The 12,358-nt window shown below is 68.5% G+C and carries 12 protein-coding genes; all 12 read left to right on the top strand.

All coding sequences use genetic code 11. From position 1 onward, the window contains the following. The first annotated feature begins 23 nt into the window (after positions 1-23). The 12 genes from H4W26_RS07910 to panC all read left to right on the top strand — a co-directional run bounded on the left by H4W26_RS07910 (position 24) and on the right by panC (position 12,331). Complete coding sequence (locus H4W26_RS07910) at positions 24-1,094, top strand: zinc-dependent metalloprotease (protein ID WP_192591530.1); 1,071 nt, start codon at positions 24-26, stop codon at positions 1,092-1,094. Then, positions 1,091-2,113: a tRNA lysidine(34) synthetase TilS gene (gene tilS / locus H4W26_RS07905; RefSeq protein ID WP_318779808.1), complete on the top strand. Its 1,023-nt coding sequence runs from the start codon at positions 1,091-1,093 to the stop codon at positions 2,111-2,113. The genes H4W26_RS07910 and tilS overlap by 4 nt, the downstream gene beginning before the upstream one ends. A gap of 39 nt (positions 2,114-2,152) precedes the next feature. Beyond that, positions 2,153-2,704, top strand: a complete 552-nt coding sequence (hpt, locus tag H4W26_RS07900) for a hypoxanthine phosphoribosyltransferase (protein WP_192591529.1) — start codon at positions 2,153-2,155, stop codon at positions 2,702-2,704. Between the two features lie 111 nt (positions 2,705-2,815). Then, a complete protein-coding gene (gene ftsH / locus H4W26_RS07895) occupies positions 2,816-4,777 on the top strand; it encodes an ATP-dependent zinc metalloprotease FtsH (RefSeq protein WP_192591528.1) in 1,962 nt (653 codons plus the stop codon). Further along, positions 4,770-5,357, top strand: a complete 588-nt coding sequence (folE, locus tag H4W26_RS07890; RefSeq protein WP_225939636.1) for a GTP cyclohydrolase I FolE — start codon at positions 4,770-4,772, stop codon at positions 5,355-5,357. Before ftsH ends, folE begins: the two co-directional genes overlap by 8 nt. A 108-nt stretch (positions 5,358-5,465) precedes the next feature. After that, entirely contained in the window at positions 5,466-6,389 is a 924-nt protein-coding gene (folP, locus tag H4W26_RS07885; RefSeq protein ID WP_192591526.1) for a dihydropteroate synthase, read from the top strand. Between the two features lie 4 nt (positions 6,390-6,393). Beyond that, on the top strand, positions 6,394-7,401 hold the full coding sequence (gene folK, locus H4W26_RS07880) for a 2-amino-4-hydroxy-6-hydroxymethyldihydropteridine diphosphokinase (protein ID WP_192591525.1): 1,008 nt from the start codon (positions 6,394-6,396) through the stop codon (positions 7,399-7,401). Continuing rightward, the gene (locus H4W26_RS07875) at positions 7,398-7,961 is read left to right on the top strand and encodes a DUF3180 domain-containing protein (RefSeq protein WP_192591524.1); all 564 of its coding nucleotides are present in this window, start codon (positions 7,398-7,400) and stop codon (positions 7,959-7,961) included. Before folK ends, H4W26_RS07875 begins: the two co-directional genes overlap by 4 nt. Beyond that, on the top strand, positions 7,942-8,454 hold the full coding sequence (locus tag H4W26_RS07870) for a PH domain-containing protein (protein ID WP_192591523.1): 513 nt from the start codon (positions 7,942-7,944) through the stop codon (positions 8,452-8,454). The genes H4W26_RS07875 and H4W26_RS07870 overlap by 20 nt, the downstream gene beginning before the upstream one ends. Before the next feature lie 8 nt (positions 8,455-8,462). Next, positions 8,463-10,298: a PH domain-containing protein gene (locus H4W26_RS07865; protein ID WP_192591522.1), complete on the top strand. Its 1,836-nt coding sequence runs from the start codon at positions 8,463-8,465 to the stop codon at positions 10,296-10,298. Beyond that, positions 10,288-11,214: a Rossmann-like and DUF2520 domain-containing protein gene (locus H4W26_RS07860; RefSeq protein ID WP_318779807.1), complete on the top strand. Its 927-nt coding sequence runs from the start codon at positions 10,288-10,290 to the stop codon at positions 11,212-11,214. The genes H4W26_RS07865 and H4W26_RS07860 overlap by 11 nt, the downstream gene beginning before the upstream one ends. A gap of 157 nt (positions 11,215-11,371) precedes the next feature. Next, positions 11,372-12,331: a pantoate--beta-alanine ligase gene (gene panC / locus H4W26_RS07855; RefSeq protein ID WP_192591520.1), complete on the top strand. Its 960-nt coding sequence runs from the start codon at positions 11,372-11,374 to the stop codon at positions 12,329-12,331. Positions 12,332-12,358: the final 27 nt, after the last annotated feature.

Raw genomic sequence — 12,358 nt, 5'->3', positions numbered from 1 at the left:
GGTTGTTGTGATGTGATGGGGCGATGAACAGCATCTCCGAGGCCCACGCCGGCGACCTGATGATCAACTGGGAGATTGCCAGCACGACGGCGGCCAAGCTGGCCCCCGCCGGCCCCCGGTTCACCCCAGCTCAGGTCACCGAGGAGGTCGACGCTCTTCGCCGTGCCGCCGCGCAGGCCGTGGGCCACGTCCATCGGATCACGGGTCTGGACGTCGCCGAGAATCTGGGCACCGACCCGGCGGAGACCCTGGTCGTGGACCGGGCCACCTGGTCCAAGGCGAACGCGCAGAGCTTTCGTGAGCTGCTGGGGCCCGCACTGAAGGTCGTCCTGGAGCAGAAGCCCGAGCTGGGCAGGGAGGGCTCCAACGCCCAGGTCTTCGGGTCCTCCTTCGCCGGAGCAGAGCTCGGCGCCATGCTCTCCTTCCTCTCGGCCAACGTGCTCGGCCAGTTCGACCCCTTCGGACAGAACCGGCTGATCCTGGTCGCACCGAACATCGTGGAGATCAGCACCGAGCTCAACGTGGTGCGCGAGGACTTCCGGCTCTGGGTCTGCCTGCATGAGCAGACCCACCGCGTGCAGTTCGCCGCCGCGCCCTGGCTGGCGGACCATCTCCGGTCCAAGATCACCGAACTGAGCTCGTCCACCATGGGCATGGCCACCGGTTTCGGCGAACGTCTCGGCGAGATCATCTCCGAGGTGCGCAAGGGGCGAGGGCTCATCGAGGTCATCCAGTCCCCGGCAGACCGCGAGACCATGTCTCATCTGACAGCTGTGATGAGCCTGCTGGAAGGCCATGCCAACGTGATCATGGACTCGGTGGACTCCTCGATCGTGCCCAGCGTGAAGACCATCCGCCGACGCTTCGAGGCGCGCGGCAAGACGCGCACCCCGATGGAGAAGTTCATCCGCCGGCTGCTGCAGCTGGATCTCAAGGCCGCGCAGTACCGGGACGGCCAGAAGTTCGTCGGGCACATCGTCGAGGCTGTGGGCATGGACTCCTTCAACACCATCTGGGAGTCCCCGGAGCATCTGCCCACCGAGCACGAGCTGCACCATCCGCAGGAGTGGATCGAGCGCATGGGGCTGGTGTGAGCCCGCGCTTCCCAGACTCGCTCAATCGCGCCAGACGAGCCGTCGAGGCGGTCGTCGATCCCGCGGGGCTGACCCTGGTGGCCTGTTCAGGGGGCGCCGACTCGCTGGCGCTCGCGGTGGCCGCCGCGTTCCACCATCAGCGCAGCTCGGGGCCGCTGGCGCAGGCACGGGTGGGCGCCGTCGTCGTGGACCACCAGCTGCACCCGGACAGCGAAGCCGTCACCGCGACGGCGCTGCGCCAGCTGGAGAGTCTGGGTCTGGAGCCGCTGATCTCGCTGCCGGCAGCCGTGGACCCCAGCTCCAGGACCGGGCCCGAGGCCGCCGCGCGCACGGCGCGCTACACCGCCTTCAAGCAGGCGCTGGCCCGGACCGGTGCCAGCCGGATGCTGCTCGCCCACACGCAGGACGATCAGGCAGAACAGGTGCTGCTGGGCCTGGCTCGCGGCTCCGGCACCCGAACTCTGGCCGGGATCCCTGCCGAGCGGGGCCCCTTCCGCCGTCCGCTGCTGGGGCTCAGCCGCGCCGAGACCGAGGAGATCTGCGCCCACGCCGGCCTGACCCCCTGGCAGGACCCGGCCAACGCGGATCCGCGGTATCTGCGCTCCCGGGTGCGCACCCGGATCCTTCCGTTTCTGCAGGCCGAGCTCAGCGGCTCGATCCGTGAGTCGCTGGCGCGCACCGCGCAGATCGCGGCCGAGGACGCCGCCTATCTGGAGCAGGAGGCCAAACAGGTCTTCGCCGCCCTGCTGGAGGACCCCGGCGCCGAAGGTCAGCTGCGCATGGACCTTGCGGCGCTGCACCGGGCGCCACCGGCCATCCGCCGCCGGGTGATCGCGCTCGCCGTCGTCGCCGCGGGAGGGTCTGCACCATCCTTCGAACGCCTCGGCGCGGTGGAGAAGCTGCTGGTCACCGAGGGCTCCGCGGGGCCCGTGGAGCTGGAGGGACACCTGAGCGCGCACCGTGGCACACGCGAAAGCCCGGACTATGGGAAACTTGTCATCGTTCCACGCCTGAACTGAGGAACGCGAGACTCACCTACAAGGAGCTGGACACCGCCCATGGACGCTCAGGATGTCAGTGCAGATCTCACCGAGGTGCTCTACACCAAGGACGAGATCGACGCGAAGATCAAGGAACTGGCCGCGCAGATCGATCGCGACTACGCAGACAAGGACGTGCTGCTGGTCGGCGTGCTCAAGGGCGCGGTGATGGTGATGGCCGATCTTGCCCGGGCCATGAAGTCACACGTGACCATGGACTGGATGGCGGTGTCCTCCTACGGCTCCGGCACCAAGTCCTCCGGGGTGGTGCGCATCCTCAAGGACCTCGATGCGGATCTGATGAACCGGCACGTGCTCATCGTCGAGGACATCATCGACTCCGGGCTGACGCTGTCCTGGCTCAAGACCAACCTGGAATCTCGCGGACCTGCCTCGCTGGAGATCTGCACGCTGCTGCGCAAGCCCGAGGCGGTCAAGGTCGAGATCGACGTGAAGTACGTCGGCATGGACATCCCCAACAAGTTCGTGGTCGGCTATGGCCTGGACTTCGCCGAGAAGTACCGCAACCTCGACTGCGTCGGGATCCTGGCTCCGCACGTCTACCAGTGAGCTGGCGGCGAACGTCGCCGGACCGGTTACCCGCGTGCCGCCCTGCCCGAGTACCTTTAGAGGCCCTAGCACCCTAGACAGGCTAGGCACATCTGCGTCTGACGGAGCTGCATGAACTTCAAGAAGATCTTCACCGGACCACTGTTCTGGATCCTCCTGGCAGTGGTGCTGCTGCTGCTCGTCGTGCCCATGATGTTCTCCTCCTCGGCCAATGGCCAGCGGGTGGACACCAATGTGGGCATGGAGCTGCTCGCTGACGGCGAGGTCGAAGAGGCCCAGGTCGAGGACGGGGACCAGCGGGTCACGCTGAACCTCAGCTCGCCCTATGAGCAGGACGGCGAAGAGGTCGGCGACGTCGTCCACTTCTTCTACTCCACTGCCCGCGCCGAGAACGTGGTCAACGCCATCTCCGACGCCGAGCTCGACGGCTACAGCGATGAGCCGGAGCAGTCGAACTGGCTGCTGTCCATGCTCGGCTTCATGATCCCGTTCCTGATCATCGCGCTGCTGTTCATCTGGCTGATCGGGCGGATGTCCGGCGGCAACTCCCGGGTCATGCAGTTCGGCAAGTCCAAGGCCAAGATGTTCGACAAGGACATGCCCCAGGTGGCCTTCGGCGATGTCGCGGGCGCCGAGGAGGCCGTCGAGGAGCTCCACGAGATCAAGGAGTTCCTCTCCGAGCCCGAGAAGTTCCAGCGCCTCGGTGCCAAGATCCCCAAGGGCGTGCTGCTCTACGGCGCGCCCGGCACCGGCAAGACCCTGCTCGCCAAGGCTGTGGCGGGCGAGGCCGGCGGTGCGTTCTACTCGATCTCCGGCTCGGACTTCGTGGAGATGTTCGTCGGTGTGGGCGCCTCCCGCGTCCGTGACCTGTTCAAGCAGGCCAAGGAGAACGCTCCGGCCATCATCTTCGTCGATGAGATCGACGCCGTGGGTCGCCAGCGCGGCGCCGGCGTGGGTGGTGGCAATGACGAGCGCGAGCAGACCCTGAACCAGCTGCTGGTGGAGATGGATGGCTTCGACGCCAACACCAACATCATCGTCATCGCGGCCACCAACCGTCCCGATGTCCTGGACCCGGCGCTGCTGCGTCCCGGACGCTTCGACCGGCAGATCCCCGTAGAGGCCCCCGACTTCGCCGGACGCCGCGCGATCCTCGAGGTCCACGCCAAGGGCAAGCCGATGGTCGATGACGTGGACCTCAAGGCCGTGGCCCGCAAGACCCCCGGCTACACCGGCGCCGACCTGGCGAACGTGCTCAACGAGGCCGCCCTGCTGACCGCCCGGTCCAATGCCGACCTGATCGATGACCGCGCGATCGATGAGGCCATCGACCGTGTCATGGCCGGACCGCAGAAGCGCACCCGGCTGATGAAGGATCACGAGCGTCGGGTCACCGCGTATCACGAGGGCGGGCACGCCCTGGTGGCGGCCGCGCTGAACTATTCGGCGCCGGTCACCAAGATCACGATCCTCCCGCGCGGACGCGCCCTGGGGTACACCATGGTGGTGCCCGAGGAGGACAAGTACTCCACGACCCGCAATGAGCTGCTCGACACGATCGCCTACGCCATGGGCGGGCGCGTGGCCGAGGAGATCGTCTTCCAGGATCCCTCCACCGGTGCGGCGAACGACATCGAGAAGGCCACCGACACGGCGCGCAGGATGGTCACCGAGTACGGCATGAGCGCCAAGATCGGCTCCGTGAAGCTCGGCACCGGGGACACCAGCCCGTTCCTGGGACGCGAGATGGCACAGGGCAAGGAGTACTCCGAGGAGCTCGCCGCCGTGATCGACACCGAGGTCCGCGCCATCATCGACGAGGCGCACGACGAGGCGTACCACGCGCTGCATGAGAATCGGCATGTGCTGGACCGCCTCGCCGAAGAGCTGCTCCGAGTGGAGACGCTCAACGCCCACGAGGTCGCCGCCATCTTCCACGACGTGATCAAGCGTCCGGTGCGCCAGGTCTGGGAGTCCTCTCCCGGGCGTCCGGTCACCATCACCTCCGAAGTGGTCCCCGAGGATGAGCGGGACCCCCAGTACCAGTTCGACGGTGAGCGCAGCGATGGCTGAGCATCCCGCCGTGGACCTGCCCCGCATCGAGGCCGCAGTGCGCGAGATCCTCCTCGCTGTGGGCGAGGATCCCGAGCGCGACGGCCTCAAGGGCACCCCGGCACGCGTGGCGCGGGCCTATGAGGAGGCCTTCCAGGGCCTCCGCGAGGACCCCGCGGAGCTGATGTCGACCACCTTCGACATCGGCCACGAGGAGCTCGTGCTGGTCCGCGATGTGCCCTTCTACTCCATGTGCGAGCACCACCTGGTGCCGTTCTTCGGCCACGCGCACATCGGCTACATCCCCTCCCCGGAGGGCAAGGTCACCGGCCTGAGCAAGCTCGCCCGGCTGGTGGACATCTTCGCCAAGCGCCCACAGGTCCAGGAGCAGCTCACCACCCAGGTGGTCGACGCCCTGGTGGAGCATCTGGCCCCGGGCGGGGCGATCGTCGTCGTCGAGGCGGAGCACCTGTGCATGTCGATGCGGGGAGTCTCCAAGCCCGGTGCGCGCACCATCACCTCGGCAGTGCGTGGCCAGCTGCGTGACGCGGCCACCCGCTCCGAGGCGATGAGCCTGATGCTCCACGGCCGGCCCAGCTGAGCCTCCTCGCCCTCGTACATCGGCGCACCCCAGGGGCATAATGGGAGCCCAGCCATCGAGGCTGCCCTGCCATGCCTGTTGCCCAGTCCCAGCCGAAGCGAGTCTCAGATGCGCACCTCCATCATGGGGATCCTCAACCTCACCCCCGACTCCTTCTCCGACGGCGGCCGGTTCGACGACGGCGCAGGCTCGCCCGACGTCGTGGCCGCGGTGACCGAGGCGATGCGCATGACGCAGGACGGGGCCGAGATCATCGACGTCGGCGGGGAATCCACCCGACCCGGGGCGCAGCCCACTGCGGTGGAGGAGGAGCAGCGCAGGATCCTCCCGGTGCTCAGCGAGCTCTTCGGCTGCGGCATCCGCGTGTCGGTGGACACCCGCCGCGCCGCGACGGCCCTGGCCGCGCTGAAATCCGCCGATCAGGCGGGGGTCGATCCACGCGAACTGATCATCAACGACGTCTCCGGCCTGCTCACCGACCCTGCGATGCCGGACCTGATCGCCGAGACCGGCGCGCAGATCGTGATCACCCACAACCGCGGCGATGCCCAGACCATGGGCTCGCTCACCGGCTACGACTCCCTGCTCGAAGACGTCATCCAGGAGCTCACCGGGCTGCGCGATCGCTATCTGGCGGCGGGGGCCCGTCGGGAACAGATCATCCTGGACCCGGGGATCGGCTTCTCCAAGACCCACGAGCAGAACTGGGAACTCGTCCGCGGCCTGGAGAGCTTCGTCGGGCTCGGACACCGAGTGCTCTTCGGCGCCTCCCGCAAGGGGTTCCTCGGCTCGGTCTCGGCTGCGGGCGCCAGCGCCTCCAGGACAGATGCGTCGGCATCTCGTGAGTCCGGCGCGGCAGGGACCGGTGCGCCAAGGTCCGGTGCGGCGGCGTTCGGAGCCGCCCATCCGCGAGACGCCGCCACGGCGGTGCTCTCCGCAGTCGCGGCGGAGGCCGGAGTCTGGGGCATTCGCGTCCACGACGTGCAGGGAAGCCGAGATGCTGTGCAAGTGATCTCCAAGCTGAGAAGCTAGGGGCATGCCCAGCAGGAGCGATCTCAGCGACACCATCCGGCTCACGGGTCTCACGGCCACCGGCCACCACGGTGTCTTCGACTTCGAGAAGCGCGAGGGTCAGCCCTTCCGGGTCGACGCCGAGCTGACCCTGGACTTCCGGGCAGCGGGCCGCAGCGACGAGCTGCAGGACACCGTCTCCTACGTCGAGATCGCCGAGCTCATCGAAGCAGCGATCACCGGTGAGCCCTTTGACCTGATCGAAGCCCTCGCCGATCATCTTGCGCGGGAAATCCTGCGCAGCGACGCACGCCTCCTCGCCGCCGAGATCACAGTGCACAAGCCCCAGGCGCCGCTGCCCCAGAGCTTCCAGGATGTCTCCGTGACGGCTCGCCGGACACGCGCGGACCTGTCGCCGCGTTCAGTGGGCGAGGATGCTCGGACGTCGGAGGACGCTGAGGCCTCTGCGGGGGTCGGTGCCCCCGAGGGTGCGGCGACCACCGATGCCGAGGTGCGCGCCGTCCTGGCGCTGGGCTCGAATCTCGGCGACTCGACGGCGACCCTCGCCTCGGCAGTGACCTCGCTGCGCAGCCGTGCCGGGCTCCGCGTGCTCGCCGCCTCACCGCTGGCGCGCACCCGCCCGGTCGGCGGGCCCCCGGATCAGCCAGACTTCCTCAACCAGGTGATCGAGGTCGCGACGACCAAGAGCCCGCAGGAACTTCTCGCGCTGACCCAGCAGGTCGAGGCAGAGCACCACCGGGCCCGCGGCGCCGAGAACGGAGAGATCCACTGGGGTCCGCGGACGCTGGACATCGACATCATCACCTACGGCTCCGCGCGCGTCTCCACACCTGCCCTGCAGATCCCTCATCCGCGTGCCGCCCAGCGTGGCTTCGTGCTGGTGCCCTGGACGTGGATGGACCCGCAGGCGACCCTCGGCGGCGTCTTCGTGGCCGAACTCGCCGCGCAGGCCGCAGACTCGGCCACCGTGGAGCTCGCCGAGGAACACCTGAACACTGGGGTGAGACCATGAGCCGGCTGCGTCCACTGTGGCTGCTGATCATCGCCGCCGCCGCCGCGCTCGGCGGCCTCCTCGCCACAGCGCTCATGGCCTCGGCAGGGTTCGGGTCACCGGTGCTTCCCCGCACCTCACTGATCACGCTGCTCGGCATCGCCCTGATCATCCTGACCCTGGGGCTGCTGGTCTACAGGGACCAGCGGCAGATCGCCCGCGCGGCGGAACAGGGACTCCGCGCACCGCGCACTCCGCGCAGGCTGCACCCCCTGCAGGCGGTCCGAGTGGTCGCCGCGGGCCAGGCCGGCGCCTATGCCGGAGCGCTGATCGCTGGCTGGCATGCGGGAGTCCTGATGGATCTGATGCCCTCGGTCTCGCTCACAGCACCTACAGTGATCTCATCCCTTCTGATGATCACGGGGGGAGCGATCTGGGTCATCATAGGATTCGTCGTGGAGCTGCTCTGCCGCATTCCCCCGGATGAGAATCCCCCAGAAGGGGACCGGACCGAGGGCAGGGAGCGTCGCCGCAGCACAGGATCGATACCAGAGGAGGGCTATGCCCGCGGAACCCATTGACCCCACAGGTGTCACCTGGACCCGGGTGGACGATCGGTACATCACCGTCAAGTTCATCACCGGAATCATCGGATGGGTGATCACCCTGGCAGCAGTGGCGACGCCCATAGTCCTGGATGCTCTCGGAGTGATCGGCAACATTCCCGGCTGGATCGAGATCCTCGTCGTCGGCGTGCTGCTGCTCTGGGCCGCGGCTGACCTGGCGCTCGTCCCACGGCGCATCCGCTCGATCGGATACCACGAGCGCGAGGACGATCTCCTGATCCGGCGAGGGATCCTCTTCCAGCGGGTCGTCGCGGTGCCCTACGGGCGGCTGCAGTACGTCGACATCGAGGCGGGTCCGCTCATGCGCCGCTTCGGCCTCTGCACGGTGCAGCTCAAGACCGCCGCCGCGGCCACCGATGCGGTCATCCCCGGCGCCTCGCGCCAGGAGGGCGCCCGGCTGCGTGAGGAGCTCTCCGTCCGTGGCCAGGCACGACTGGCTGGGTTGTGAGCGCACACATGAGCGAAGGAACCACGGACCAGCCCCCGGGCACGCAGTCCGCAGCCACGCAGCCCACGAGCACCGACTCTGGTCCCGAACGCTGGTTCGATCCCAGCTGGACCAAGGTCCACCCGCTGAGCCCGTTCGTGCGCGGCTGGGTCACCGTGATCGCCATTCCGGGCATCGTCTTCGGCTACAACTGGCAGATGTGGGCGGATGCCTGGCAGGCCGTCCAGAGCGGTGAGATCCAGCGCGACGTCTCGGCGAACCCGATGCCCTTCATCCTCGGCGGAGTCGGTGCGCTGCTGATCATCGTGCTGATCTTCGGCAGCTTCGTGCTCACCTGGTGGTTCACCCGATACAAGATCACCGCCGAGCACGTGATGGTGAAGTCGGGTGTGTTCGTGCGCCAGCACCGCCAGGCACGCATCGATCGAGTCCAGGCAGTGGACCTTCGCCAGCCGCTGGCGGCGAGGATCACCGGTCTGGCCGAGCTGAAGTTCGAGGTGGCCGAGGGTGACGGGACAGCCGCCACCCTGGCGTTCCTGAAGAAGGCGCAGGCGGAGGAGCTCCGCGCCGAGATCATGGACCGCGCCGCGGGCAACCCGCCCAGCTCCCCCACCACTGCACAGGACTCGACCGGGCCAGTCCCCGGCGCCGAGCCGGAGGGCACTGCGACCGCCGACGGCGAGTGGCGCGCGCCTGCGGATTCGCACAGCCAGCCGACGGCGCCCCCAGGGAGCCCCGACCGGCTCGTCGCGAAGGTCCCCACCGGGCGGCTGATCGGTTCAGTGCTCAGCGGCTGGGGGACGATCTTCGTGCTGCTGCTGATCCTCGTCGCGGTCGGCGCAGTGATCGCTGGCCTCATCACCGCCTCGCTGGACCCTGCTGAAGGTTTCGGAGCGGTCTGGCCGGTGGTCGCCGCCCTCGGCATTCCCACGTTCCTGCCCATGGCGATCGCCGCGATCACCATCTATTACCAACAGTTCAGCTCGGGCTTCGGGTTCACCTCCACCGCCACCAGTGCGGGGCTGCGGATCCGCTACGGGCTGCTGGAGACCACGAACCAGACCATCCCTCCGGGCAGGGTCCAGGCGCTGCAGGTTCAGCAGCCGGTGCTCTGGCGGCCCTTCAAGTGGTTCCGCATCGTGGTCACCGTGGCCGGCTACGGGATCGGCGAGAAGCGCTCGGTGCTGCTTCCGGTCGGCCGGATCGAGGACGTCATGGCCACCGTCGCCGAGATGTTCCCGGATCTGCAGGTGGAGAACCCGGAGGAGGTCTTCACGGCAGGGCTGTTGAACAGCGGCACCGAGTTGAACTTCACCGAAGTGCCCCGCCGAGCGCGGCTCTTCGACCCGTACGTGCGCCGTCGTCGTGGGTTCCGCACCACCCCGGCTGCGCTGATGTTCCGCGATGGGCGTGCCGCGCGACGGCTGACGATGATCCCGCATGAGCGCATCCAGTCGCTGAGCATGCACCAGGGACCGCTGCAGCGTGGGCGGGCGGTGGCGGACATCTTCGTGCATTCCCCCGCAGGCCCCTTCCAGTCGAGGCTGAAGAACCAGGACCTGGACGCGGTGCAGGAACTCTTCGAGTACGAGTCGGCTCAGGCTGCGACGGCCCGACGCTACAGCGATCGCAACCACTGGATGCGCCCGGAGGAGCTGCAGGAGTTCGAACGCAAGGCGGCAGAGGCGACCGCCCCGGCCGACGGCGACGCCGAGGCCCCGGCCAGCACAGCAGACCAGCCAGAATCCCCAGACCACCAGGCACCTGCAGATCAGCAGGTGCAGGCACGCCATGGGACAGCCGAAGACCACCAGGAAGAGGAGCGGCATCTCCGTGAACGCTGAGCAGCCCGTCGACCCCTATGCGGCGGAGCTGCCGCCTTCGCGGCGGGAGGGCCGCCTCGGCGTCGGCATCATCTCGGCTGGCAAGGTCGGCGCAGTGCTGGGGGCCGCGCTGCGCGGCGCCGGGCACTCGGTCCTCGGTGTCCACGCGGTCTCCGAGGACTCCCGCAATCGCGCGGAATCTCTGCTCGGCGGGGTCCCGGTGCTGGAGATCCCGGAGATCATGCGCCGAGCCGAACTGGTGCTGCTCGCGGTGCCCGATGATGCCCTCGGCGAGCTGGTCTCCGGACTGGCCGAGGCCGGGCACGTCCAGGCCGGACAGCTGATCGTGCACACCTCCGGGCGCTTCGGCACCGAGGTGCTCGCACCGGCGATGGGCCGCGGAGCCATCGGGCTGGCGATCCACCCTGCGATGACCTTCACCGGGCTGAGCATGGACCTGCAGAAGCTGCACACCTGCGCCTTCGGTGTGACCGCGCCGGCACCGGTGCTGCCCATCGCGCAGGCGCTCGTGGTGGAGATGGGCGGGGAGCCCGTGGTGATCCAGGAGGCCGATCGGCTGACCTATCACGCCGCGCTGGCCCACGCCTCGAACCATCTGAACACGATCACCGGCCAGTCCGCTGAGATGCTGCACCGGATCGGGGTCGAGCATGCCGAGACCGTGCTGCGCCCCCTTATGCAGGCCTCTCTGGACAATGCCCTGGCCTCGGGGGAGGGCGCGCTGACCGGACCCGTGGCGCGCGGAGACGTGGGCACGGTCAGCCATCATGTGCAGCTGCTGGCCTCCTCGGACCTGCCCGCCGATATCCGCACCGCATATCTGACCATGGCCCGCGCGACGACCCAGCGCGCGCTGGACCGCGGGCTGATCTCCGCCGGCAAGGCCGCGGAGCTGCTGGACGCCCTCGGGGACTGAATCGCACCGCCATTCCAGCTCTCCTGAGCGTCTGTCGCATGTCTGTGCCATGTCCCATCGCTATATCCGTCCAAAGCCATGGGACATGGCACGGGGATGCGACAGCTCAGGGAGCCCAGCGTGATCGCGGGGTGGTGGACGGACCTAGACTGGATCGGTGACTCAGCCGCAGGTTCCCACCACCATCGCCAGTTTCCGTGCCGCGCTCGCCGAGACCGTCGCCGCACACGTCCGGGACGGCAGGGACGCCCCGGTCGTCGGGCTCGTCCCGACCATGGGTGCGCTGCACTCGGGTCACGCCGCGCTGATCGACGCCGCCCGGCAGCACTCCGACATCGTTCTCGCCTCGATCTTCGTGAATCCGCTGCAGTTCGACGACGACGCCGACTACCTCCACTATCCGCGCACGCCGGAGAAGGACATCGCGCTGCTGGGAGAGCACGGCGTGGACCTGGTCTTCGCGCCGGGGATCGAGCAGATGTACCCGGGCTACCCCGACGCGCCGCTGGTGACGCTCAGCGCCGGCGAGCTGGGACGCCGTTGGGAGGGCGCAGCTCGCCCCGGACACTTCGACGGGGTGCTCACCGTGGTCGCCAAGCTCTTCCACATCATGACCCCACCCGCCCCGGCAGTCTTCGAGGCGTGGTTCGGCGCCAAGGACGCCGAGCAGGTCGCGATCATCTCTCGGATGGTGGCGGACCTGGACCTGGAAGTGAGCATCCGGACCGTGCCGATCGTGCGCGATCAGAACGGATTGGCGCTCTCGAGCCGCAACCAGCGGCTCCAGGAGGAGGACTACGCCTCGGCGCTGGCGCTGCCCTTCGCACTGAGTGCCCTGGCCGAGGATGCGGCCTCCGGCAGACCCCTGGGACTGGCGGACCAGGTCGCGGAGCTCAGCTCCGCCGACGGTGTCGAGCTGGACTACCTGGTGGTCCTGGATCCAGCCTCGCTGCGCGAGATCGAGCCCGGCGGCTCCCTGCAGGACCACGACGGGGTCCTGCGCGGAGAAGCCCTGGCACTCATCGCTGCACGAGTGGGTCCGGTCCGACTGATCGACAACGCGCTGCTCGTCCCCGGAGGCTCTGCTGGGGAGAGCCCGGCAGGTCGCCGGGAGTAGTCAGCGGGTCGCCCGGAGTAGGCTGGG

Source organism: Nesterenkonia halotolerans (genome assembly GCF_014874065.1).
Taxonomy (GTDB): domain Bacteria; phylum Actinomycetota; class Actinomycetes; order Actinomycetales; family Micrococcaceae; genus Nesterenkonia; species Nesterenkonia halotolerans.
This window is presented reverse-complemented; position numbering and strand designations above follow the sequence as displayed.

Bases quoted from the DNA above. Each gene is read 5' to 3' on its own strand.
- H4W26_RS07910 (WP_192591530.1), top strand. From the start codon at position 24: ATGAACAGCATCTCCGAGGCCCACGCCGGCGACCTGATGATCAACTGG.
- hpt (WP_192591529.1), top strand. From the start codon at position 2,153: ATGGACGCTCAGGATGTCAGTGCAGATCTCACCGAGGTGCTCTACACC.
- ftsH (WP_192591528.1), top strand. From the start codon at position 2,816: ATGAACTTCAAGAAGATCTTCACCGGACCACTGTTCTGGATCCTCCTG.
- folE (WP_225939636.1), top strand. From the start codon at position 4,770: ATGGCTGAGCATCCCGCCGTGGACCTGCCCCGCATCGAGGCCGCAGTG.
- folP (WP_192591526.1), top strand. From the start codon at position 5,466: ATGCGCACCTCCATCATGGGGATCCTCAACCTCACCCCCGACTCCTTC.
- folK (WP_192591525.1), top strand. From the start codon at position 6,394: ATGCCCAGCAGGAGCGATCTCAGCGACACCATCCGGCTCACGGGTCTC.
- H4W26_RS07875 (WP_192591524.1), top strand. From the start codon at position 7,398: ATGAGCCGGCTGCGTCCACTGTGGCTGCTGATCATCGCCGCCGCCGCC.
- H4W26_RS07870 (WP_192591523.1), top strand. From the start codon at position 7,942: ATGCCCGCGGAACCCATTGACCCCACAGGTGTCACCTGGACCCGGGTG.
- H4W26_RS07865 (WP_192591522.1), top strand. From the start codon at position 8,463: ATGAGCGAAGGAACCACGGACCAGCCCCCGGGCACGCAGTCCGCAGCC.